Source organism: Bradyrhizobium sp. USDA 3240, assembly GCF_054063295.1.
On sequence record NZ_JBSSGD010000002.1, the window covers coordinates 1954592 to 1975161 of the forward strand.

A 20570-nucleotide genomic window follows, 5' to 3' on the forward strand; every position below is an offset into this window, starting at 1 on the left:
CGGCACTTAACGTTAAGAAAACGTTGATGATCGGTTAGCGGAATCGCACGACTTTGATCCGCATTCGAGTGATATTCTCGGCCCTCGCTTCGGGCATCATTGCGCGGCCCGTCATGCAGACCCTGGAACCGGCAGGCCGATTGCGGCGGCCCTCACGGTAAAGGAATAGTAAACGCCTATTTGTTTATCCATATGTCAAAATGCTTTCTCCTGGTTCGGGTTTTGAGTGATTCGTATGGCTTCTGGTTCGTCCTCGTCCGGCAACGCTGATTCGAAGCGTCAGCGCGTCCTTCCTGTTCCGAAGGGCGTGGCCGACGTGGAGACGTTCACGCCGGATTCCTCGATCGCCTCCGACGTGATCCCGTCGGTGAATTTCGGCGACCGCGCCAACAACCGGCAGCCCGACATGATCGTGCTGCACTACACCGGCATGCCCGACGTCGAGGGCGCGATCGCCCAGCTCTGCACCGCCGGCACCGAGGTCTCGGCGCATTACATCGTGCTCGAGGACGGCCGCATCGTGCAATGCGTGCCGGAGAGCAAGCGCGCCTGGCACGCCGGCGTCGCCGCCTGGGCCGGCGAGGACGACATCAATTCCTGTTCGATCGGCGTCGAGATCGTCAACCGCGGCCACGATTGGGGCTATCCCGACTTCCCGCTGCGGCAGATCGCGGCCGTCATCGCGCTGTGCCGCGGCATCATGCTTCGCCGCAAGGTGGTCTCGCATCGCGTGCTCGGCCATTCCGACGTGGCGCCGGGGCGCAAGAAGGATCCCGGCGAGAAATTCCCCTGGCACTCGCTGGCCAATTCCGGCGTCGGGCACTGGGTGCAGCCGGCGCCGATCGTGCGCGGCGACGCGCTGCAGCTCGGCGCGATCAGCGACAGCGTCTCCAACATGCAGGCCGCGTTCTGGCGCTACGGCTACAACATCCCGACCAACGGCAAGTTCGACGGCCCGACCATGGAGGTCGTCACCGCCTTCCAGCGTCACTTCCGCCCCGAGCGCGTCGACGGGATCGCCGATCGTTCCACCATGGCGACGCTGCACGCGCTGCTCGAGAGCCTGCCGCCGGATGCGACGAAGTAGGTCTCTCCATCGTCATTACGAGCGAAGCGAAGCAATCCATTGCTCCGCCCATGGATAGATGGATTGCTTCGTCGCTTCGCTCCTCGCAATGACGCGGAGACGTTAGTGCGTCACCCCATCTCGGCGATCCGGCGCGCATAGAGCCGCCGCAGCGGCTCGAGTTGCGTCGCGGCGGTGGCGGCAAGATAGGCCTGCCGCGCCTCGTCCTTGCGGCCGAGGCGGCGCAGCAGGTCGGCGCGCACCGCGGGCAGCTGGTCGTATCCCTTCAAGCTGCCACGCGCGTCCAGCGCATCGATCAGATCGAGCGCATGCGCCGGGCCATCGACCATCGACACCGCGGCGGCATGATTGAGCTCGATCACCGGCGACGGGCTGATGCGGAGCAGCACCTCATACAGACCGGCGATCTGCGGCCAGTCGGTATCCTCATAGCTCGGCGCCCGCGCATGCAGTGCGGCGATCGCGGCCTGCACCGCGTAGGATTGCGGCCGACCCGGCATCTGCAGCGCCTCCTCGACCAGCCTCACACCTTCGGCAATCTGCTGAAAATCCCACAGCGAGCGGTCCTGCTCCTCGAGCAGCACGATGTCGCCGCCTGCGGTCTGGCGACCGGCGCGGCGCGCATCGTGCGACAGCATCAGCGCCAGCAGGCCCTTGATCTCGCCGCGCGCCGGAATCAATCCGTCGAGCAGCCGCGCCAGCCGGATCGCCTCGCGCGCCAGATCGGGCCGCATCAGATCCTCGCCGGCGGTCGCGGCATAGCCTTCGGTGAAGACGAGGTAGATCACCGCAAGCACGCCCTCAAGCCGCGGCTCCAGCGCCTCGCGCTCCGGCACTTCATAGGGAATCCCGGCGAGCTTGATCTTCTGCTTGGCGCGCAACAGCCGCTGCGCCATCGCGTCCTCGCTCACCAGGAACGCGCGCGCGACCTGCGCCGTGGTCAAGCCGCACACCGTGCGCAAGGTCAGCGCAACCTGGACCTCGGCGGCAAAGGACGGATGGCAGCAGGTGAAGATCAGCCTTAGCATGTCGTCATCGAGCGTCGCATCGGCCGGCTCGGGCGACGCCTCCGCATCCAGCAGCAATTGATGCGTCAATTCCTGCTGCTTGCCGCGAAACGAAACCGCGCGGCGGACGCGGTCGATCGCCTTGTTGCGGCCGACATTGACCAGCCAGGCGCGCGGATTGGCGGGGAATTCACCGATCGGCCAGCGCTGCAGCGCGACCGCGAAGGCCTCCTGCAGGGAATCCTCGGCCAGATCGAAATCGCCGACCAGACGGATCAGCGTGGCGAGCGCCCGGCCCGCCTCGTCGCGGAAGATTTTCTCGATCTGGCGGGGGGTCATGGCCATCAATCGGCGCTCAGCGGCCGCGCCAGGCGACGCGGCCGTTGCATTCGTGATGCGATAATGGCGTCATCGCGGGTTGTCGTAGATCATCACCGGCCTGACTTCGATCGAGCCGGTCTTGGCGCCGGGAATCCGCGCCGCGAGGCCGAGCGCGGTGTCGAGATCCTTGGCTTCGACCAGATAGTAGCCGCCGAGCTGTTCGCGGGTTTCCGCGAACGGCCCATCGGTCGTCAGCGTCTTGCCCTCACGGACCCGCACGGTGGTGGCCGTCGACACCGGCTGCAGCCCGTCGCCCGCCTTGAAGTGCCCGCTCTGGATGATCGACTGGGTGTAGGCGCCGTACTCCGCCGTCACGGCCTTGCGGTCGTCAGCGGTCATGTGGGTGTATTCCGCGTCGCTCCGGTAGATCAGCAGCAAATATTGCATCTCGTCTCTCCTCTTGATCGGCTGGATCGCCGACACCCAGTCGAACGGGCGGCATGCAGGACGACAGGGTCAGGATAAATTATTTTGGCCGGCCCGCGTGAGCGCATCTCCGGCGCGCGGACCCGGCCGATGCTTATATCTGATAATCCGATACCAACAGCCAATATTATTCGTTTGTTAAATTCATGGCCGCGCGTAGCCTTGGGTGGAATATCAGGAGGACTGGCCATGACATTACTGCCGCAGTCAGCAACACGCCTTTGGCGGCTCCTGCTGTGGACGCTGTATCGGATGCTGCGCGGCCAAATGGTGGCGCAACCGGGCCACCGTGCCAGCCAGGTCGCCGCTGCGATCGCCGCGGCCGGCCATCCGCTCGGCGTGTGAACAGGCGATGCAAGGGGGCATCACGCGCCTGAAGGCGCTGCGTCAGCTAGTCGCCGACGAAGGGCTGACCATCGCAATCCTTGCGGCAGTCGCCTCGGCGACGGCAATCGCGTTTGGCTTCGGGGCGGAAGCCGACATTGTCGCGTCGATGCTGATCATCGGCCTCGTGACGGCGTTGGCGGAAGCCCGCCTGCGATCAGGGAAATAGCTGTCGCTGCCAACTGCAGCCTTATCAGGATGGCCCGCCCTGCGCGGCGCGGCGCCGCAGCTCCTTGAGCTCCTCGAAGCGCTTGGTCACATCGCGCATCACGGCCACGGTGCCGGCGACGCGATGCTCCGCGTCATGCAGCAGCACGATGGTGAACTCGACGGAGATCCGCGCGCCACTCTTGGTCAGCGCAGGCACCGACAATAGATCACCCTGGCCGTAACGGCTCGTCCCGGTCGCCATCGTGTGGCGGAAGCCGGCCCAGTGACGCCCGCGCAAGGCTTCCGGAATGATCAGGTCGAGCGATTGTCCGACGGCTTCCTCAGCCGTGAAGCCGAATACCCTGACGGCGCCGGGATTCCACAGGGTGATGCGGCCTTCGGCGTCGGTCGCAACGATCGCATCCGACGCGCCGTTGAGCAACGCATCTCCCACCGCTGCCGCAATGTCCATCGCTTGACCTCCTGCTGATCCCGATCCTGCTCTGGACTCCGATGGCCACGCTGACAAGCGAAGAATCCCGATGCAACCGATCGGCGATGCCGATAGCAATCGCGGTCAACGCCGCCGCCGCGCGCCGGGTCTCGACCGCGGGACCTCGGTCGCGGCGTGGACCTGGGATGCGGCGAGGCGATGCATGATCGCGACCGCGCGCGCCAGATGGTCGTCCTGGCGATCAGCCGGATAGGCGACATAGGCCGGCATCGCAAAGCTGGGTGCGCCGGCGACGGCGTGCAGCCGCCGCGCCTTCAGGAGCGGCTCCACGATGCGGCGCGCGAAGAAGCCGGAGCCGCCATTCTCCAGCAGATGCTGCAATCCGAGCCAGCCGATATTCACAGTCAGCGCAGGGCCGGTGAAGTTCGGAAACAGCGTCGCGTGACGCGCATAGAATTCCGGTCCCCAATCGACATAGACATAGCCCTGCCCCGGCTCCGGTGCGCTCTTGGGATCGGTCGACACCAGGATGAGCTGTTCCTCGAACAGCTGCTCGACCCTGAGGCCCGGGCGGCTCTGCGGCGTGTACATCACGCCGATATCGATGCGTCCCTCGACCAGGCCCTGCATCAGCTCGGGCTCGAGCGCGCTCTCGGCGCGGATCGAGATGTCGGGATGCGCCCGCGTCATCTGCGGCAGCCAGCGCAGCAGATACTCTTCCCAAAGTCCGATGCGGCCGCCGACCACCAGCGTCGCGGAAAACCCCTTGGGGATTCCGACATCGTGGCGCGCCTGCTCGACGGTGCGGACCAGCACCGAGGCATGGCGCTGAAACTGCCGGCCGGCCGGCGTCAGCGTGGTGCCGGCCTTGTTGCGCACGAACAGCACGCAGCCGAGTTGCTGCTCGAGGGTGTGAATGCGGGTGCTGACGGTCGATTGGCTGACGTGAAGCCGTTCCGCCGCGGTGATGAAATTGCCGGCGCTCACCACCGTCAGGAACGTCCGGGCCAGTTCGGTGTCCATGGCGCCTCAACTTTTGGTTCGATCAAATCGATATCAAAGGCTCCTCCTTCGCGGATGTCAAAATCGAGCGCTGGCGACCGGTTAACCATCGCAACCGCTTGACGCGGGCGGCCAAAGCCCGCATGCACAGGCCGTCAGTCGGCCGGACGGCCGCTCCCGCTGGTGCCGAAAGGCCGCGGGGGAGGAAAGTCCGGGCTCCATCGACATGCGGTGCCGGATAACGTCCGGCGGGGGCGACCCCAGGGAAAGTGCCACAGAGAACGAACCGCTCCCTCCTCGGAGGAAGCAAGGGTGAAAAGGTGCGGTAAGAGCGCACCGCGTTTCCGGCAACGGAGACGGCATGGCAAACCACACCGGGAGCAAAACCGAATAGGGACGGCAACGCGGTTAGTTCGCGCACGCGCGATAACACCGCAGGGCGATGTCAGGCCCGCTGTCCGGGTAGGTTGCTCGAGGCAAGGTGCAAACCTTGTCCCAGAGGAATGGCCGTCGCGTACCATTCGCAAGAATGGTGCCCTACAGAACCCGGCTTACAGGCCGGCTGATATTTTGGAGTATGAGGGGCTCGGCGCAACACGCCGGGCCCTTCGCCATTTTCAGTAAACTTCGTTCCAGCTACGCGCGCCCGCGGCCGGTCGAGCCGACCCATCGTCTTGCGTCAGAACGACCCGAACGCGGTGCCGATTGCAATCACCGCGGCGAGAGCAATGACCGAACTCACAATGCCGACCATGACGATGTCGAGATAGCTGTCGCGATGTTTGAGCCCGCAGATCGCAAGCAGGCTAACGACCGCGCCGTTGTGAGGCAGAATGTCCAGTGTTCCCGAGCCGATCACCGCGACGCGATGCAGAAGGCCGGGATCAATACCCGCCTCCGCAGCAAGACCCATATAGGTCTTGCCCAGCGCGTCGAGCGCAATCGTCAAGCCGCCGGAAGCCGACCCCGTCAGCGCGGCAAGGATGTTCGTCGCAACTGCAAGCGACACCAATGGGCCGCCCTCAATTCGCAATACCCACTCCCGCACCACGTCGAAAGCGGGAAGTGAGGCGACAACGGCGCCGAATCCGACAAGGCTTGCGACGCTCAGCGCCGGCAGCACCGACGCATTGGCGCCGGCATCCATGGTTCGTCGCAATGCGGGCAGTCGCGTCCAGTTGCAGAGTATGACCGTTACGATCGCTCCCGCCAGCGCCACGACAACCGACCAGACACCGGCCACGGCAGCCAGTGATGTATTTCCCCATCGCTGTTCGGCCAGGAATGAGAAATCAAGCCGGGGCAGGACAACGAGCGACATCAGCAGATTGACTACGACCACGACGATCAGGGGAAGGATGGCGTTGAAGACCGGGACGGCGGCGTCGCTGTGATGTCCGTGGCGGATCTCCGCCGGGTCGAATTCTCGCGCCGTCGTCGCCCGCTCGCGCAACAACTCATCGTCGGCTGCATCCGCCGAAACCGGCGGCTCGTCGCCATAGCCTTCATTTGCGCGACGCGCCGCTTGCTCTGCGCGAAGGAGCCACCACAGCCCGACACCAAGCATGATCATCGATGCGACAACGCCAAGACCCGGTGCGGCAAACGGCGTCGTGCCGAAGAAAGGCATCGGTATCGCATTCTGTATCGACGGCGTGCCCGGCAGCGCCGACATGGTAAAGGCCGAAGTGCCGAGAATAACCGCCGCCGGCACCAAGCGACGCGGAATCCCTGCCGTGCGAAACAGCGACTGCGCCATCGGAACGATGACGAAGAACGCGACGAAGAGGCTGACGCCGCCGTAGGTGACCAGTGCACCCGCGAGCACGACCGCGAGGATGACACGGCGTTCGCCCAGACATCGGGAGATGAAGCCCGCGACCGCACCGACCGCGCCGCTGTCATCCATGAGTTTCCCGAACACGGCGCCAAGCAGGAAAATAGGAAAGAACTGCGCGAGAAAGTCCGACGCACTGCCCATGAAGGTCTGCGTCCAGTTGGCAAGCAACGGCTCGCCACCGAAGGCTGCGGCCACCAACGCACAGAGTGGCGCGAGCAACAGGACGCTCCAACCGCGGAACGCAAGACCGACCAGCAGTCCAAGCCCGACGAGAATGCCGAGTAGACCCATCGGCTCAGCACTCCGCCAGCAGAATATCCAGATCGGCGGTCGAGCGCTCACCGATATCGGCGCCATGCGCGTCGAGGAATTCGCCGGCGGCACGCCGCCCTTCCTCGTGCAGCTTGGTCACGAACGCCCATTCGGCATTGAGCTTGGATGATGAACCGAACGTCGCAAGCATGTCGCTCTTGATCCGATGCGTTTTCATCTGGGCCCAGCGGGCGCCCTCTCCGGTGCCGGGGTCGGCAACCTGACGAAGCAACGCGATCATCCGCAGCTCCTTTGCCAGCGGCGAATTGAATGAGATCTCGTTGAGCCGGTCGAGAATGTCAGCGGCCGTGCGCGGCTGCTCCGGCCGCTCGGTCGGGTTGATCTGGACCACGACCGTATCGTGTGCGTCAGTCTCGCGGACCAGCGGCGTGATCGTGGGATTGCCCACATAGCCGCCGTCCCAATAGGGCTCGCCATCGATCTCGATCGCACGAAACATCGTTGGCAGGCAGGCCGACGCGAGCAGGACATCCGCGGCAATCTCCGCGTTGCGAAAAATCCGCCCCCGCCCCGTACGAACCCGTGTGGCGGTTATGAAGAGCTTGATCGGCGCGCGCGCAAGACGCTCGAAATCGATGCTGTCGTTCAATATGTCGCGCAGCGGATTGAAGCCGAGAGGATTGAGGTCGTAGGGTGAAAGCATCCGCGACATCAAATCCGTGAAGAGATAGGCCGGAGAGCTGTCGAGCGACCAGCGTCCCATCAGACGGTCGAGCGGCGAGCGTTGCAACGGACTGAATGCGGCGGCGCGCGAGACGCTTCGCCAGTATTTTTCAAGCGCTTCGCGTGCGCCCGCAGCGCCGCCCGCGGTCCAGCCATCCGCCAGCACGGCAGCATTCATCGCTCCGGCCGATGTCCCGGATATGCCCGCGATCTGAAACCATGATTCTTCGAGGAGCCGATCCAGCACGCCCCATGTGAACGCGCCATGCGATCCTCCACCCTGGAGCGCCAGATCTACGAGCACGGGGCTGCGGTTCATGAGGCCATGTTCACCAGCACGTGAGACGCTGATTATGTCGCGGTTTGGTGGAACATGCGAGACAAAGTTGCGGTCACCGTCCGGTTTCGATGGCGGACTTAGCGAAGGATGTTGCCTCATCGTTGGCGGCACCAACGCGATTGGTTCGCTTCGCGGCGTAGGCGCACGTTTCTTAAAAGGCGACATAATGGGTTGGCGGGCGTAAGATGCGTGCCTCGCGGAGGATCGCAGATGGACCTTCAGAAAATCATGGCGAAGGCGCGGGATATCGCCAAGAGCACCGGCACGATCACGACCGAACAACTCAACGGAATGTGTCCCAACAATATGGAGCCCGGAGACATCGCGGCTCTCTTTGCGGCTCTGCGAACTGAGGGGATTCGTCTCAAGGACGACGAAGCAGAAAAGTAGGAGCCACCGTACTTTGACGCTATCGCAAGGCGATCGATCGCTGCGATCGAAGCACTGTCCCAGTTTGGATGGTGGCAGATTGGCCATCGGGCGGCATTGCAGCTATGATCCGCTCGAGTTGGGCGTGTCCTTCTGCCCCCAGATTCAAGAAAATCAAGAGGAGGAATGATAATGTCGGTTGCCTGCAAGTTCGAGCGCAGCATTCTCAGCCACGAAGAATATGAAGCAATCCGCCTGACGCATCATCCCGCAATCTATGGCGTCGAGGTAGCCGAGCTCGAGGCCATGCGCCCCCGCTTGCGCAAGATGCGCGACAAGGAACGAACGGTCGGCCGGCAAAAGCAGCGAGAGAGCCGCGGAAAAGCCGAGGCTCGCGGGACAAGCTTTCCGGGAACCGCCACGCATGCATCAGAACGAAAGCAAGTATTCGCAGCGGCGTTGAAGCGGGTGAACACGGAGCTCAAGCGTCAGCACAATCTGGCGACCCGGACCGCGCATGTCGAAGCGGCTCGAAAAGCCCTCGCGCTGCACCGAGCTGCAAACTTCACAACCCGTCCCTCGGCCGGACCAACCGCGAGCGAAGGCATGGCGCCGAAGCCAAGCGAACGTCGAAGAAAGATCATTGCAGGCGCGAAAATCGGACGCGTGTCGCAGGCGACGAAAGTCGCTCAGGCCGCGCGCGACGCGCGTGGCGCATGACGCCGGGTGAACACACGCACCCGATCGATTCCGGGACGATGCTTCGCGTCGCCCCGGAATGACGGCTCGTCAGGAACCGATCTCCTGCTGCGGGCCGTGGGCTTAATCGGACAACGGCCACCGCAGCAAGGCTGCGCTAGCGACGGATCATTCCGGTGATACGTGCTCCCCCATAGGGAAACGCATAGCGCCGTCCCAAACACCAGACCGCATGCAGCCACGAAACACGCTCATGCAGACATCTTCGGACCCGATCGGACCAATGCGAAACCGGTAGGCAACGCACCGATCGCGCTGATTGCTGCAAGTACGGGGGCCCACATCGACCCGCGCCGCGTTGGCATCAACACTCGACAGCAGCAGCAGTCCGACGATTGCCGCTTTCAGAGCCAAGGCTAGTTTATGCAGCGACAACCTCCAGCTGAAACAAGCCGATCGAGTTGTTATATAGGCCAAAGCTGGTTTGCAAGAGAGATGCGGCTGCCTCGCTCGGGTCGGCTGCGAAGCCTGTCTCGTGGTAGCGTCGCGCACAATCGGCGACAGAATTCGAGATGCCGGGTGCGATGCTCCGCATCGATCGCTACGCCACGATCTCCTGCAGCAGCGCCGTCAGCGCCTCCGGCGCGGTGACGTTCGGCGAGTGGCTCGCGTCGATCCCGAAATAGCGCCAGCCGGGTTCATTCTTGATGCGCCTGGCGAACTGGCCGAACGTATCGGCTTGGGTGGTGCGGGTGGCGTAGACGTAGCTGCGCGGCAAATTCGTCTCGCCGTGCTGCAGCTTCAGCTTCTGCTCGAAGCATTTGATCGGCATGTCGACGCGGCGCGCGGTGAGCCATTCGACATCTGCGGGAGACGTATCCGGCGGCGTCGGCATCGGCGGAATGCGCCAGCCGTCGCCGTCGCTTGCGAGCTCGCGCATCATCTCGATGGCCGGCTCGTTGAGGTCGAACAGCGACTGGCCGTCGCGCGGCACGAAGGCGTCGATATAGATCAACTGTGCGACGCGCTCGCGCACCCGGTCTGCGACGCCCGTCGCGACCATGCCGCCATAGGAGTGGCCGATCAGCACGATGTCGCGCAGATCTTCGTATGAAATGACGCTGAGCACGTCCTGGATATGCGCCTCCAGGTCGAGCCCTTGATGCGCAAGGTGCGCGCGCTCGCCGAGCCCGGTGTAGCTCGGCGTGACCAGCCGGTGCCCGGCGGCCTGCATCAAAGGATGCATCTTCTTCCACGCCCATCCGGCCGACCAGGCGCCGTGACAGACCAGAAAGGTTTTTTGCGAATTCGCAGTCATGGGCACGCTTCCATTCCGATTGTCGTTGATGAGCCGCGATTTTGAAGTGTACCCGCCGCGCGCGTCGTGTAAACGTCGCGGCAAAACATGATCGTCATTCCGGGATGGTCCGAAGGACCTGACCCGGAATCTCGAGATTCTCAGGCGCGCAATTGCGCGCCATTGTTCGATGCTTCGCATCGCCCCGGAAAGACGATCGAAAGGCCACGATGAACCCGGCAAGCTACGCGGTCCTGTTCTTCGGCGCGCTTGCCGGCGGATTCGTTTCCGGGCTGGCCGGCTTCGGCACCGCACTGATGGCGCTCGGCATCTGGCTCTATGTGCTGCCGCCGACACTTGCGGTGCCGCTGGTGCTGGTCTGCTCGGTGATCGCGCAGGTGTCGACTCTGCCGTCGATCTGGAAGACCATCGATTTCCGTCTGGTCTGGCCGTTCGTCATCGCGGGCCTGGCCGGCGTGCCAATCGGCATCCTGCTGATCGCCCGCGCCGACCCCGAGGTCTTCAAGCTGACGATCGGCGTCTTCCTGCTGGTGTTCCCGACCCTGCTGTTCCTGCAACGCAAGCCGATGTCGATCGCTTTCGGCGGCAAATGGGCCGATGGCGCGATCGGATTTGCCGGCGGCATCCTCGGCGGCCTCGCCGGACTGTCAGGCCCGCTCCCGATCCTGTGGGCGAGCCTGCGCGGCTGGGGCAAGCAGCAGCGCCGCGGCGTGTTTCAGATCTTCAACTTCACGATTTTGGCGGCCGCGCTTCTGGTCCAGATCGCGAGCGGCCTAGTAAAGCCCGAACTGATCTGGCTCGTGGCTTGCGCGTTTCCGGGAACGCTGCTCGGTGCCTGGCTCGGCGCGCGCCTCTACCACGCACTCAGCGACCGCAATTTTTCCGACATCGTGCTGGTGCTGCTGTTCCTGTCCGGCGTGGCGCTGGTGTGGAACGGGCTGGCGCCGAGATGACCGACCGCCACCGCAACATCGGCTGAGCCGGTCATCCCACCGGCTCGAGACCAACGCGTTCCGTCGCGACGTCGCGCGCCGGCGGCACGAGACGCTTGCTGAATTCGCGACGCAGCAACCACAGGCTCAATCCGGCCTGCAGCGTCGTCGTCGCGATCGACAAATACCACACATGCTCGATCCGGAAGCCGGGCTGTCTCGAGAGCCAGATCACCGGCACCGCATAGGTGAAGAGACGCACGGCCGAACTCAGCAACACCGGCCTGGTGTTGCCGAGGCCCTGGAACATGCTGTTGCAGGTAAAGATCACGCCCTGCGCGACGAGATTCATGGAGACGAAGTGCAGGAACCCTCCTGCGACCGCCATGGTCTGTTGATCGTTCGAGAAGCCGTCGAGCAACAGTCCCGGCTTCCACTGCGCGACAATAGTGAAGACGATCATGACGACGGTGCCGATCGACACCGCCTTGACGAAGGTCTCCTGCACGCGCCTGCCATTGCCCGCGCCATAATTCTGTCCGGCGATCGGGCCGGCGGCGAGCGCCACCGCCAATGCCGGCATCTGGATCAGGCCGAGCACGCGCGTCCCGATGCCGAACCCGGCCTGGGCCGCCGGGCCGAAATCGCGCAGCACATAATAGATCACGCCCATCCAGGCGAAGATCAGCGCGAACTCGCCGCCGGCAGGCAGGCCGACGCTGAGGATGCGCGCCCACTGCCGCAACCGTGGACGCCATTGCGCGGGATCGAATCCGACATAGCGTTCCAGCTTGCGGAAATACGCGAACAGCATCAGCACGCCGATGAGAACGGCGATCGAACTTGCCAGACCCGCGCCGGCAACGCCGAGCGCGTGACCGGTGCCCCAGCCCGCGATCAGGACCGGCGCTAGCGCGATGTTGATGATGACGGCCACCGCCTGCACCAGCATGCTGGGCCGCACGATACCGGTTGCCCGCAGCGCGGACCCCATCACCTGGATGATGAATTGCAGCGCCAGCGCCGGCATGAACCACAGAAGATAGGTGGTGCCCGCCTCGATGGTGGCCGGGTCGGCCGCGACCGAGCGCATATAAGGGCGCGACAGCAACGCCCCTGCGGCCAGCGTCAACAGCCCGCAAAGCACGGACAACACGACCGACTGATTGAACACGAGGTTGGCGTCGCCGCGGTCCTTGCGTCCCACCGCATGCGCGATCAGCGCGACGCTGCCGACGCCCAGCACCTGCATCAGCGCGTTGACGAGGAAGCCGGCATTGCCGGCTGCGGCCACCCCGGCGACGGCCGCGTCGCCGAGACCCGCGACAAAATACAGATCGACCAGCTGGCAGATCATGATCGTGATCATGCCGACCACGATCGGGGGAGCCATGACCAATATGTGGCTCACAATGGAGCCGCGCGTAAGGTCCTTCATTTCAATTCCATTCTCAAATCGTCTCGTGTCAATTCGGGCGCGCGGCTGCCGGAGATCAATCCGTCAGCCACGCGCCGCTGCCTTATTCCGCCGCCGCCTGGCCGAACTCGGTCGCCTGCCGCTCGAACAGGCCGCGGTAGATACCGCCCTGCCGCGCGGCAAGCACCTCATGGGTGCCCTGCTCGACGATCTCGCCACGATCGAACACCAGGATGCGATCCATGCTGCGCACGGTCGACAGCCGGTGCGCGATCACGATCGAGGTCCGGCCCTTCATCAGCCGCTCCATCGCCTGCTGGATCAGCGCCTCGGATTCCGAATCGAGGCTCGAGGTCGCCTCGTCCAGGATCAGAATCGGCGCATCCGCCAGGAAGGCGCGCGCCAGCGCCACACGCTGCCGCTCGCCGCCCGACAGCTTGACGCCACGCTCGCCCACCAGCGTGCCGTAATCCTTCGGCAGCCGCATGATGAAGTCGTGCGCATTGGCAAGCCGCGCCGCCTGCTCGATCGCCTCCATGCTGGCGCCCGGCCGGCCATAGGCGATGTTCTCCGCCAGCGTGCGGTGAAACAGGATCGGCTCCTGCTGCACGATCGCGATCTGGCTGCGCAGCGATTGCTGCGTCGCCTTGGCGATGTCCTGACCGTCGATCAGGATCTTGCCACTGGTGACGTCGTAGAGCCGCTGCACCAGCTTGACGAAGGTCGTCTTGCCGGAGCCGGAGCGCCCGACGAGGCCGACGCGCTCGCCGGCATCGATGTCGACAGACAGCCCGTCATAGAGCGGCAAGCGATGGCCGCCATAGTGGAACGTGACGTCGTCGAACACGATGCGGCCGCCCTGGATGTCGATCGTCCTCGCGTCATCCGCATCGACGATGCCGAGCGGCTCGCCATGGATCTGCACCAGCTCCTCCATGTCGTTGACCGAACGCTGCAGGTTGTTGATGTGCATGCCGACATCCCGCAGATACGCGTGGATGATGTAGTAGCTGGTCAGCACATAGGTGACGTCGCCCGGCGTGGCGTGACCCTGCGCCCACAGCAGGATCGCGCCGCCGATCACCGAAGCGCGGAAGCACAACAGCACCAGGAGCTGCGCCGTCGAGGTGTGGTTGTAGCGCAACCAGGTCCGCCGCACCCGCCGGCGCCAGCGACTGATGACGCCGTCTAGCCGCATGTCCTCGCGCGTCTCGGCGCCGAACGACTTCACCACCGCGTTGCAGGTCAAGGCGTCGGCCAGTGTGCCGCCAACCTTGGTGTCCCACGCATTGGAGACGCGCGCGGCCGGCGCGACGTAGCGCACCTGGAACACCATGGTCATCGCGACATAGATCACCGAACCGACAGCAATCACCGCACCGAGCGATGGCCAGTGCAGCCCGAGCAGGATCATTGAGCCGAGCAGCACGACGAGCGACGGCAACAGCGCCATCAGGATGGTGTCGTTCAACAGGTCGAGCGCCCACATGCCGCGCGTGATCTTGCGCACGGTGGAACCCGCGAACGAATTGGCGTGCCAGTCGGTCGAGAAGCGCTGCACGCGCATGAAGGCCTGCTGCCCGACATCGGACATCGTCTTCAGCGTGAACGGCACGATGGTCTGGATACCGACCAGCCGCAGCATCAGCGACAACGCGCCGAGGCCGACGATGGCGCCGAATGCCAGCATCGCCGCATGGCGCGCGGCGGCATCGGTGGCACCCGCGGTCAGCGCATCAACCAGATGGCCGGAAAACACCGGCATGAACAGGTCGGCCGCGGTCGCACCGAGGAAGCCCGCCGTCACGGCGAAGGCGCGCAGCGGCTGCTCCAGCCAGTGGCGGAACACGAATGGCAGGACGATCCGGATCGCGGCCGGTCGCTTGGTCGTCAGAGAGGTCATGGCACATTCCGGCCACGCTTCTGCAGCGCAAGCCGGCTCCATCTGAGGCGACAGGCGGACGGAATCCGGCCGCTAATGTCGCTGGAAATTGTAGATAACGTGTTGGGAGGTTTGGGTGATCGGGGATCAGGCCCGATCAGCGCCGGGAGCTAACGCGAAGCTGCGTCAAGCACCATCGAACGCGGGCGCGCGATCTGCGAAATAAACGACTTCATGCGCATCTCCCGGGTTCGAGTAAGGAATGCGCTGCTTATAAATGCATCACGCGCAATTGGCAAGATGACAAGAACGTGAGTGCGTCAATGTGTCGGCGATGCAACGCTCTGCACGCGACCGGGCGCACATCACGCAAAAGCCGATGCGCTCAATGCGCGTCGCCGCCGCCCGCGGTCATCGACGGCGGCTTGTTGACGAACAGCACCAGGAGGCTGAGGCCGACATAGAACAGCGACAGCATGAAGAATGCGTCGCCATAGCTCATCACCTGAGCCTGGCGATGCACGAGCTGCGAGAGCTGCTTCATCGCCATGGTCGTGGCATCGCCCATGCCCTGCAGGCGCTGGGTGAAGTTGTTGAGGGTCTCGACCGCGGTTGCGTTGCCCCAGGTCACGCGGTCCTGCAGCCGCGAGATGTGCAGATCCGTGCGGTCGTTGAGCGCCTCGTTGATCACGGCAAGCCCGACGGCGCCGCCGAGATTGCGCATCAGGTTGAACAGGCCGGAGGCGTTCTTGACGCGGTCCTGCGGCAGCGTCGCGAGCGCGATGTTGTTGGTCGGCACCATCGCGCACATCATGCCGATGCCGCGCAGGATCTGCGGCACCAGGAGTTCGTAGAAATCGTACTCGCGCGTGATCCAGGTCATCTGCCAGGAACCGAGCGCGAAGGTGACGAGGCCGAAGGCGATGATGTAGCGCAGATCGACCTTCTGCATGAGACGGCCGACCACCGGCGCCATGAAGAACATGGTGACGCCGGAGACGAACATGGTCTCGCCGATCATCAGCGCGCTGTAGCCGCGGATCTCGGCGAGATAGCGCGGATAGACGTAGGTCAGGCCGTAGAGCCCGATGCCGATGCAGAACTGCAGCACGCAGCCGACCGCGAAGTTGCGGTTGGAGAAGGCATAGAGATCGACGATCGGCTCCTCCGCGGTCAGCACCCGCCAGAAGAAGGCGACCGCCGAGACGAAACCGATCGCGGCGCAGATCGCCACCGAGGTGTCCTGCAGCCATTCATATTGCGGGCCTTCCTCGAGCACATATTCCAGCGAGCCGAGGAAGCCGCCCATGAAGATCAGGCCCCACCAGTCGAAGCGCTCGAGCAGCGCGAAGTTCGGCTGGTCGAAATCGACCAGCGCCAGCACGCCGACGGTGATGATGATTCCGGGCACGATGTTGATGAAGAACAGCCAGTGCCACGACATCAAATCGGTGATGTAGCCGCCGACGGTCGGCCCAACGGTCGGCGCCAGCGTCGCGACCAGGCCGATGATCGGCGCCACGATGTAGAACTTGGAGCGCGGGAAGATGGTGTAGGCCGAGGCGAACACCGTCGGGATCATGCCGGCGCCGAGGAAGCCCTGCAGCGCGCGCCACAGGATCATCTGCTCGATCGAGGAGGCGAAGCCGCACAGCAGGCTGGACACCGTGAAGCCGAACGCCGAGATCGCAAACAACAGCCGGGTGCCAAGCGCGCGCGACAGGAATCCCGACAAGGGGATCGCGATCACCTCGGCAATCAGATAGGCGGTCTGCACCCACGAGACTTCGGTCGACGACGCCGACAGGCCGGCCTGGATCTCGGTGAGCGAGGCCGAGACGATCTGGATGTCCAGGATCGACATGAACATGCCGAACACCATGATGATGAAGGCGACGACCCGCTTGGGCTGGAGCCGCTCGGTCTCCGAGGCGCCGGTCATCATCGAGGGCGAAGCAGTGGTCGCGTCGGCCATGGGCTCGTCAGGCTCCGCGCTTCGAACCTGCGGTTCGAAGCTTCAAGGCATCACTGCGGATGGATCATCATCGGCGCGTCGAGGTCGGTATCGGCGTCGGCGTCGGCCGCGCCCTCTCGCGTGTCGACGGTGGTGTAGACCGACATCCCGGCGCGCAGCATGCCCTGCTTCGCGACGCTGTTCGGCACCCGGATGCGGACCGGCAGGCGCTGCACGATCTTGGTGAAGTTGCCGGTGGCGTTGTCGGGCGGCAGCAGCGTGAACACCGAGCCTGCCGCCGGCGAAATGCTGTCGACGATGCCGGTGAACTTGCGGAAACCGTAGGCGTCGACCTTGATCGTCACCCGCTGTCCGGTACGGATGCGCTTGAGCTGGGTCTCTTTGTAGTTGGCGTCGATGAAGACGCCGTCGAGCGGCACCACATTGCCGAGCCGCTGGCCGACATTGATGTAGTCGCCGGTGTTGACCAGGCGGTTGGAGAAGGTGCCGTCGACCGGCGCGCGCACCTGGGTGAAATCGAGATCGCGCTCGGCCTTGGCGAGCTGGGTCTGCAACTCGGCGAGCTGGGCGCGGGCCTCGGCCTGCTGCGCCTTGGTGACATCGACGTTGCTCTTTGCGGCGTCGTAGGCAGCCTGCGCCGACCGCACCGCGGCCGCGCCCTGATCACGGCCGGCTTCGGAGACTTCGAAAGTGGCGCGCGAGGCAAAGCCCTTGGTACTCAGCGCTTGCTGGCGATCGAAATCGAGATCGGCGCGCTTCAGGCCGGCTTCGGCGGAGACGAGTTGCGCCTGCGCCTGCTCGACCGAGCTTTCGGCCGCCGCGACCTGGCGACCGATGCGCTCGATCGTCGCCTGCTGGGTCGCGATCCGCGTGCGCGCGGCATCGACCGCGATGCGATAGTCACCGTCATCGATCCGGAAGATCACATCGCCAGCGCGCACCAGCGCGTTGTCGCCGGGCAGGATCGCCGCGATATGGCCCGCGACGCGCGCGCCGAGCATGGTGTTGTTGGCCCGGACATAGGCGTCGTCGGTCGAGATGTAGAAGCGCCCGACCATCAGGTAATAGGCGGCATAGCTCGCGGCGGCGAGCGCGAGCAGCCCGACCACACCCATCATCACGAATCTGCGCTTGCCCGATTTCGGCGCTGCGGCCGCAGGCGACGCTCCCGGCTTCTCAGGCGCAGAAGCGGGCGGCGCCTCGGCTGGACGCTTGTCACCAGGACCTTTGTCGCCGGGACTCTTGGCCTCGTCAGTTCTGGCCTGCTCACCGAGATCGACGGATGCGTCGCGCGCCATCGCGTCCTCGGCCATGTCAGGCTCGGAACGAACAATGCGTGCAGCCTGATCTCGTGCTGCGGCCATAACCAAGGCTCCCCAGAAAAAATCTCGACGCCCGCAATGGCGGAAGAAAGGCCGTGCGGCGCATCGCCACTCCCATCAATACCATTGACCGAACGGTTCGGTCAATCTATATTCCCGTCCAGCGGATTATAAGGCTTCGATTCTTCCCGGACTGATTCTGGGTTGGGTTCTTTCGTGAGAAGCTAAATCAATGGTTGCAGCGCCCCTAAACCCCGTCCACCTCGTCGTCGGCGACGAGGAATCCTCGAAGCGCCGCCAGATCCTGGACGGCGCCCGCAAGGTATTCCTGGAGCTCGGCTTCGACGGCGCCAGCATGGGCGAGATCGCCCGCGCCGCCGCCGTCTCCAAGGGCACCCTGTACGTGTATTTCCCCGACAAGGCCGGGCTGTTCGCGGCGATCGTCGAGGAGGAAAAGCGCGAACAGGGCAAGGTCGCGTTCAACTTCGATCCGGCGCGCGACGTCGACACCACCCTCCCCGAATTCGGCCGCGCCTATGTCGCGGTGCTGTGTCGCCCCGGCGGCGGCTCGGCGATCCGCACCGTGATGGCGATCGCCGAGCGGATGCCCGAGCTCGGCAGCCGGTTCTACACCCATGTGATCGCCCACACCGTCGACCGCTTCGCCGCCTATCTCGAGGCACGCGCCGCGCTCGGCGAACTGGTGATCGACGACTATCAGCTCGCGGCCTGGCAATTCATGCAGATGTGCCAGGCAACGCTGTTCCAGGCGTTCATCTTCCAGGCCAATCCGTCGCCCTCGCCGGAGCGGATCGCTGATGTCGTCGACAGCGCGACACGGGTGTTCTTCGCCGCATACCGGCCAAAGCAGGCGGATTGAACCCCGCCGTCGCAAGACGGGCGAGTGACGATCCAATACGACTATTTCCTTTGGCAGGACCGCAACTTAGCGCTTGTCGCGCGACGCCACCTCGCGCAACACTTCCCTGCATGAACGGGGATATCGACCCAGATCGAATGTCCAGCGTGACGGCGCGGCTGGGGGACGCAGTGGTCGACCCGACGGCGTGGACCGGCATCATGACGTCGATCTGCGAAGCGGTGGGTGCAACCGGCGCCGTGCTGCTGCAAAGCGACGTGCGGACCCCGGACGTGCCGCGCACGGCGTCGACCGAAGAGATGGTGCAGCACTACTTCGCACACAACTGGCACGAGCAGGATTCGCGCGCTCCGGGCGTTCCGCGGGCAATGGCCGGCGAAGTGATCACCGATCAGGACTTGCTGACGCCCGAGCAGATCCGGTCCGATCCGATGTACAATGAGGTGCTGTATCCGTTCGGCTTCAAATGGTTCGCCGGCATCGGCTTCTGGGCCGACAGCGCACCGTGGGTGCTGACGTTGCAGCGCACCGGAGAGGAAGGCCACTTCGATACACGCGAGACGCGGCTGCTGGCGCAGCTCGGACCGCGCCTGACGGAGACAGCGACACTGTCGACTGCGGTCGGCCGCATCGCGCTCGCCTCCATCACCGGCATTCTCGACCGGGTGCGGCAGCCGGCCGTCATACTCGACCGCGCGGGCCTCGTGATCGATCGCAACGAAGCCGCCGATGCCGGCTTCGATGCGGAGATCAGGATCAGGGATCGCCGGCTGATCGTGCGCGACAAAGCGGCACAGGCGCGGCTTGATCAAGTCGTCGATCTGATCCGGGCTGCCCCCGAGCGCGCGGCGCTGCCGATCGAACCGATCGTGATCCACCGCATGCACAAGGGGCCCGTGGTGTTGCGCGTGTTGCCGATCGACGGTGCGGCACGCAACGTCTTCCTCGGCGCGCGGGCGATGCTGATCTTCGTCAATTTGACGCCACGCGCGATGCCCGAGCCCGGCATGATCGCGCAGGCATTCGGCCTCACGCCGGCAGAAGCGCGGCTGGTGGCGCTGCTCGCGGGCGGCCTCTCGATCGACGACGCTGCCGAACGGCTCGGGATCGTTCGGGACACGGCACGCAACCAGTTGAAGTCGGCCTTCGCCAAAACCGGCACGCACCGCCAGCCCGAACTGGTCAGCCTCGTGCTTCGGATTGCCTGAGCATGGCGCCGCACCGGCGCGGCGCTTACCCTTCGAGACGCGCTGCGCGCGCCGTAGCGTCACGGGAGAGAGAGAGATTCGACTCAATCCACAATGATGGTTACCCGCCCGATTTCGCCCAGCACGGCCGGGCGTTGACCGCCGTACGCGCCGCTCTTGAGCACGGCCGTATACGATCCAGCCGCGCGATAGACGTGCGTCCGCCGAAAGCCGCGGATCGGTGAGATCGTGTCATCGGTCCGGCCGTCGCCGAAATCGAGCACGACCACCCCCTCCAGCATCCCCGGCCCCATGCCGGTGAAGGTCACCTCAAGCGGCGCGGCGCCCGAGATCGGCGAAGCGGCAAGTGCACTTGTCGCGTTCATCTGCGTCGTCGCGGTCATGTCGATCACACCAAGGGTGATTGCGGAGATGGCAAATATCGGCAAACGCCACGTCATTTCGAATGTCCCGATCACCCACCCGCCGCAAGCAGATTGCGGCGGGTGGTTTTATGAATCA

General features: G+C 64.5%; 20 protein-coding genes and 1 other RNA gene. 9 read left to right on the top strand and 12 right to left on the bottom strand.

All coding sequences use genetic code 11. From position 1 onward, the window contains the following. The first annotated feature begins 235 nt into the window (after positions 1 to 235). Positions 236 to 1087, top strand: a complete 852-nt coding sequence (locus tag ACVIGA_RS10055) for an N-acetylmuramoyl-L-alanine amidase (protein WP_456666255.1) — start codon at positions 236 to 238, stop codon at positions 1085 to 1087. A gap of 110 nt (positions 1088 to 1197) precedes the next feature. On the opposite strand, the gene ACVIGA_RS10060 is transcribed toward ACVIGA_RS10055, so the two are convergent. Both ACVIGA_RS10060 and ACVIGA_RS10065 read right to left on the bottom strand, forming a co-directional pair. Further along, entirely contained in the window at positions 1198 to 2433 is a 1236-nt protein-coding gene (locus ACVIGA_RS10060; protein ID WP_456670776.1) for an RNA polymerase sigma factor, read from the bottom strand. A 69-nt stretch (positions 2434 to 2502) separates the two neighbouring features. Further along, on the bottom strand, positions 2503 to 2862 hold the full coding sequence (locus ACVIGA_RS10065; RefSeq protein ID WP_456666256.1) for a YciI family protein: 360 nt from the start codon (positions 2860 to 2862) through the stop codon (positions 2503 to 2505). Positions 2863 to 3090: 228 nt separating this feature from the next. On the opposite strand from ACVIGA_RS10065, the gene ACVIGA_RS10070 reads away from it, so the two are divergent. Together ACVIGA_RS10070 and ACVIGA_RS10075 are read left to right on the top strand one after the other, a co-directional pair. Further along, a complete protein-coding gene (locus tag ACVIGA_RS10070; protein WP_456666257.1) occupies positions 3091 to 3246 on the top strand; it encodes a hypothetical protein in 156 nt (51 codons plus the stop codon). 7 nt (positions 3247 to 3253) lie between these two features. After that, a complete protein-coding gene (locus ACVIGA_RS10075) occupies positions 3254 to 3454 on the top strand; it encodes a hypothetical protein (protein ID WP_456666258.1) in 201 nt (66 codons plus the stop codon). Between the two features lie 24 nt (positions 3455 to 3478). Here ACVIGA_RS10075 and ACVIGA_RS10080 read toward each other — a convergent pair whose 3' ends face one another. Together ACVIGA_RS10080 and ACVIGA_RS10085 are read right to left on the bottom strand one after the other, a co-directional pair. Further along, entirely contained in the window at positions 3479 to 3907 is a 429-nt protein-coding gene (locus tag ACVIGA_RS10080) for a PAS domain-containing protein (RefSeq protein WP_456666259.1), read from the bottom strand. A 105-nt stretch (positions 3908 to 4012) separates the two neighbouring features. Further along, positions 4013 to 4912, bottom strand: a complete 900-nt coding sequence (locus ACVIGA_RS10085; RefSeq protein ID WP_456666260.1) for a LysR family transcriptional regulator — start codon at positions 4910 to 4912, stop codon at positions 4013 to 4015. Positions 4913 to 5046: 134 nt separating this feature from the next. Between ACVIGA_RS10085 and rnpB the strand changes: the two genes are divergently transcribed. Then, an RNA gene (gene rnpB / locus ACVIGA_RS10090) (RNase P RNA component class A) lies at positions 5047 to 5461 on the top strand. Between the two features lie 109 nt (positions 5462 to 5570). Here rnpB and ACVIGA_RS10095 read toward each other — a convergent pair. Both ACVIGA_RS10095 and ACVIGA_RS10100 read right to left on the bottom strand, forming a co-directional pair. Next, entirely contained in the window at positions 5571 to 7022 is a 1452-nt protein-coding gene (locus ACVIGA_RS10095) for a GntP family permease (protein ID WP_456666261.1), read from the bottom strand. Between the two features lie 4 nt (positions 7023 to 7026). Further along, on the bottom strand, positions 7027 to 8046 hold the full coding sequence (locus ACVIGA_RS10100; protein WP_456670777.1) for a patatin-like phospholipase family protein: 1020 nt from the start codon (positions 8044 to 8046) through the stop codon (positions 7027 to 7029). A gap of 231 nt (positions 8047 to 8277) precedes the next feature. Here ACVIGA_RS10100 and ACVIGA_RS10105 point away from each other — a divergent pair, with 231 nt between their 5' ends. Beyond that, positions 8278 to 8457 (top strand): hypothetical protein, encoded by a 180-nt coding sequence (locus tag ACVIGA_RS10105; protein ID WP_223975416.1) that lies wholly within the window; start codon positions 8278 to 8280, stop codon positions 8455 to 8457. 171 nt (positions 8458 to 8628) lie between these two features. After that, entirely contained in the window at positions 8629 to 9156 is a 528-nt protein-coding gene (locus tag ACVIGA_RS10110; RefSeq protein ID WP_456666262.1) for a hypothetical protein, read from the top strand. Positions 9157 to 9736: 580 nt separating this feature from the next. On the opposite strand, the gene ACVIGA_RS10115 is transcribed toward ACVIGA_RS10110, so the two are convergent. Further along, entirely contained in the window at positions 9737 to 10453 is a 717-nt protein-coding gene (locus ACVIGA_RS10115; protein WP_456666263.1) for an alpha/beta fold hydrolase, read from the bottom strand. A gap of 209 nt (positions 10454 to 10662) precedes the next feature. Between ACVIGA_RS10115 and ACVIGA_RS10120 the strand changes: the two genes are divergently transcribed. Further along, positions 10663 to 11406 (top strand): sulfite exporter TauE/SafE family protein, encoded by a 744-nt coding sequence (locus ACVIGA_RS10120; protein ID WP_223975413.1) that lies wholly within the window; start codon positions 10663 to 10665, stop codon positions 11404 to 11406. Positions 11407 to 11437: 31 nt separating this feature from the next. On the opposite strand, the gene ACVIGA_RS10125 is transcribed toward ACVIGA_RS10120, so the two are convergent. The 4 genes from ACVIGA_RS10125 to ACVIGA_RS10140 form a co-directional block, all read right to left on the bottom strand. After that, positions 11438 to 12823, bottom strand: a complete 1386-nt coding sequence (locus tag ACVIGA_RS10125) for an MATE family efflux transporter (RefSeq protein WP_456666264.1) — start codon at positions 12821 to 12823, stop codon at positions 11438 to 11440. A gap of 82 nt (positions 12824 to 12905) precedes the next feature. Continuing rightward, a complete protein-coding gene (locus tag ACVIGA_RS10130; RefSeq protein ID WP_456666265.1) occupies positions 12906 to 14705 on the bottom strand; it encodes an ABC transporter ATP-binding protein in 1800 nt (599 codons plus the stop codon). A 364-nt stretch (positions 14706 to 15069) separates the two neighbouring features. Next, entirely contained in the window at positions 15070 to 16659 is a 1590-nt protein-coding gene (locus ACVIGA_RS10135; RefSeq protein WP_456666266.1) for a DHA2 family efflux MFS transporter permease subunit, read from the bottom strand. 50 nt (positions 16660 to 16709) lie between these two features. After that, a complete protein-coding gene (locus ACVIGA_RS10140) occupies positions 16710 to 18023 on the bottom strand; it encodes an HlyD family secretion protein (RefSeq protein ID WP_456666267.1) in 1314 nt (437 codons plus the stop codon). 190 nt (positions 18024 to 18213) lie between these two features. Here ACVIGA_RS10140 and ACVIGA_RS10145 point away from each other — a divergent pair, with 190 nt between their 5' ends. Together ACVIGA_RS10145 and ACVIGA_RS10150 are read left to right on the top strand one after the other, a co-directional pair. Continuing rightward, positions 18214 to 18861, top strand: coding sequence for a TetR/AcrR family transcriptional regulator (locus ACVIGA_RS10145; protein WP_456666268.1), 648 nt, complete (start codon positions 18214 to 18216; stop codon positions 18859 to 18861). 137 nt (positions 18862 to 18998) lie between these two features. Then, entirely contained in the window at positions 18999 to 20069 is a 1071-nt protein-coding gene (locus ACVIGA_RS10150; RefSeq protein WP_456666269.1) for a helix-turn-helix transcriptional regulator, read from the top strand. An 83-nt stretch (positions 20070 to 20152) separates the two neighbouring features. Here the strand turns inward: ACVIGA_RS10150 and ACVIGA_RS10155 are convergent, their stop codons facing one another. Beyond that, complete coding sequence (locus ACVIGA_RS10155) at positions 20153 to 20509, bottom strand: hypothetical protein (protein ID WP_375776176.1); 357 nt, start codon at positions 20507 to 20509, stop codon at positions 20153 to 20155. Between the last annotated feature and the right edge of the window lie 61 nt (positions 20510 to 20570).

Coding starts and splice junctions, on each gene's coding strand:
- ACVIGA_RS10055 (WP_456666255.1), top strand. CDS start 236: ATGGCTTCTGGTTCGTCCTCGTCCGGCAACGCTGATTCGAAGCGTCAG.
- ACVIGA_RS10060 (WP_456670776.1), bottom strand. CDS start 2,433: ATGACCCCCCGCCAGATCGAGAAAATCTTCCGCGACGAGGCGGGCCGG.
- ACVIGA_RS10065 (WP_456666256.1), bottom strand. CDS start 2,862: ATGCAATATTTGCTGCTGATCTACCGGAGCGACGCGGAATACACCCAC.
- ACVIGA_RS10070 (WP_456666257.1), top strand. CDS start 3,091: ATGACATTACTGCCGCAGTCAGCAACACGCCTTTGGCGGCTCCTGCTG.
- ACVIGA_RS10075 (WP_456666258.1), top strand. CDS start 3,254: ATGCAAGGGGGCATCACGCGCCTGAAGGCGCTGCGTCAGCTAGTCGCC.
- ACVIGA_RS10080 (WP_456666259.1), bottom strand. CDS start 3,907: ATGGACATTGCGGCAGCGGTGGGAGATGCGTTGCTCAACGGCGCGTCG.
- ACVIGA_RS10085 (WP_456666260.1), bottom strand. CDS start 4,912: ATGGACACCGAACTGGCCCGGACGTTCCTGACGGTGGTGAGCGCCGGC.
- ACVIGA_RS10095 (WP_456666261.1), bottom strand. CDS start 7,022: ATGGGTCTACTCGGCATTCTCGTCGGGCTTGGACTGCTGGTCGGTCTT.
- ACVIGA_RS10100 (WP_456670777.1), bottom strand. CDS start 8,046: ATGAACCGCAGCCCCGTGCTCGTAGATCTGGCGCTCCAGGGTGGAGGA.
- ACVIGA_RS10105 (WP_223975416.1), top strand. CDS start 8,278: ATGGACCTTCAGAAAATCATGGCGAAGGCGCGGGATATCGCCAAGAGC.
- ACVIGA_RS10110 (WP_456666262.1), top strand. CDS start 8,629: ATGTCGGTTGCCTGCAAGTTCGAGCGCAGCATTCTCAGCCACGAAGAA.
- ACVIGA_RS10115 (WP_456666263.1), bottom strand. CDS start 10,453: ATGACTGCGAATTCGCAAAAAACCTTTCTGGTCTGTCACGGCGCCTGG.
- ACVIGA_RS10120 (WP_223975413.1), top strand. CDS start 10,663: ATGAACCCGGCAAGCTACGCGGTCCTGTTCTTCGGCGCGCTTGCCGGC.
- ACVIGA_RS10125 (WP_456666264.1), bottom strand. CDS start 12,823: ATGAAGGACCTTACGCGCGGCTCCATTGTGAGCCACATATTGGTCATG.
- ACVIGA_RS10130 (WP_456666265.1), bottom strand. CDS start 14,705: ATGACCTCTCTGACGACCAAGCGACCGGCCGCGATCCGGATCGTCCTG.
- ACVIGA_RS10135 (WP_456666266.1), bottom strand. CDS start 16,659: ATGGCCGACGCGACCACTGCTTCGCCCTCGATGATGACCGGCGCCTCG.
- ACVIGA_RS10140 (WP_456666267.1), bottom strand. CDS start 18,023: ATGGCCGCAGCACGAGATCAGGCTGCACGCATTGTTCGTTCCGAGCCT.
- ACVIGA_RS10145 (WP_456666268.1), top strand. CDS start 18,214: ATGGTTGCAGCGCCCCTAAACCCCGTCCACCTCGTCGTCGGCGACGAG.
- ACVIGA_RS10150 (WP_456666269.1), top strand. CDS start 18,999: ATGTCCAGCGTGACGGCGCGGCTGGGGGACGCAGTGGTCGACCCGACG.
- ACVIGA_RS10155 (WP_375776176.1), bottom strand. CDS start 20,509: ATGACGTGGCGTTTGCCGATATTTGCCATCTCCGCAATCACCCTTGGT.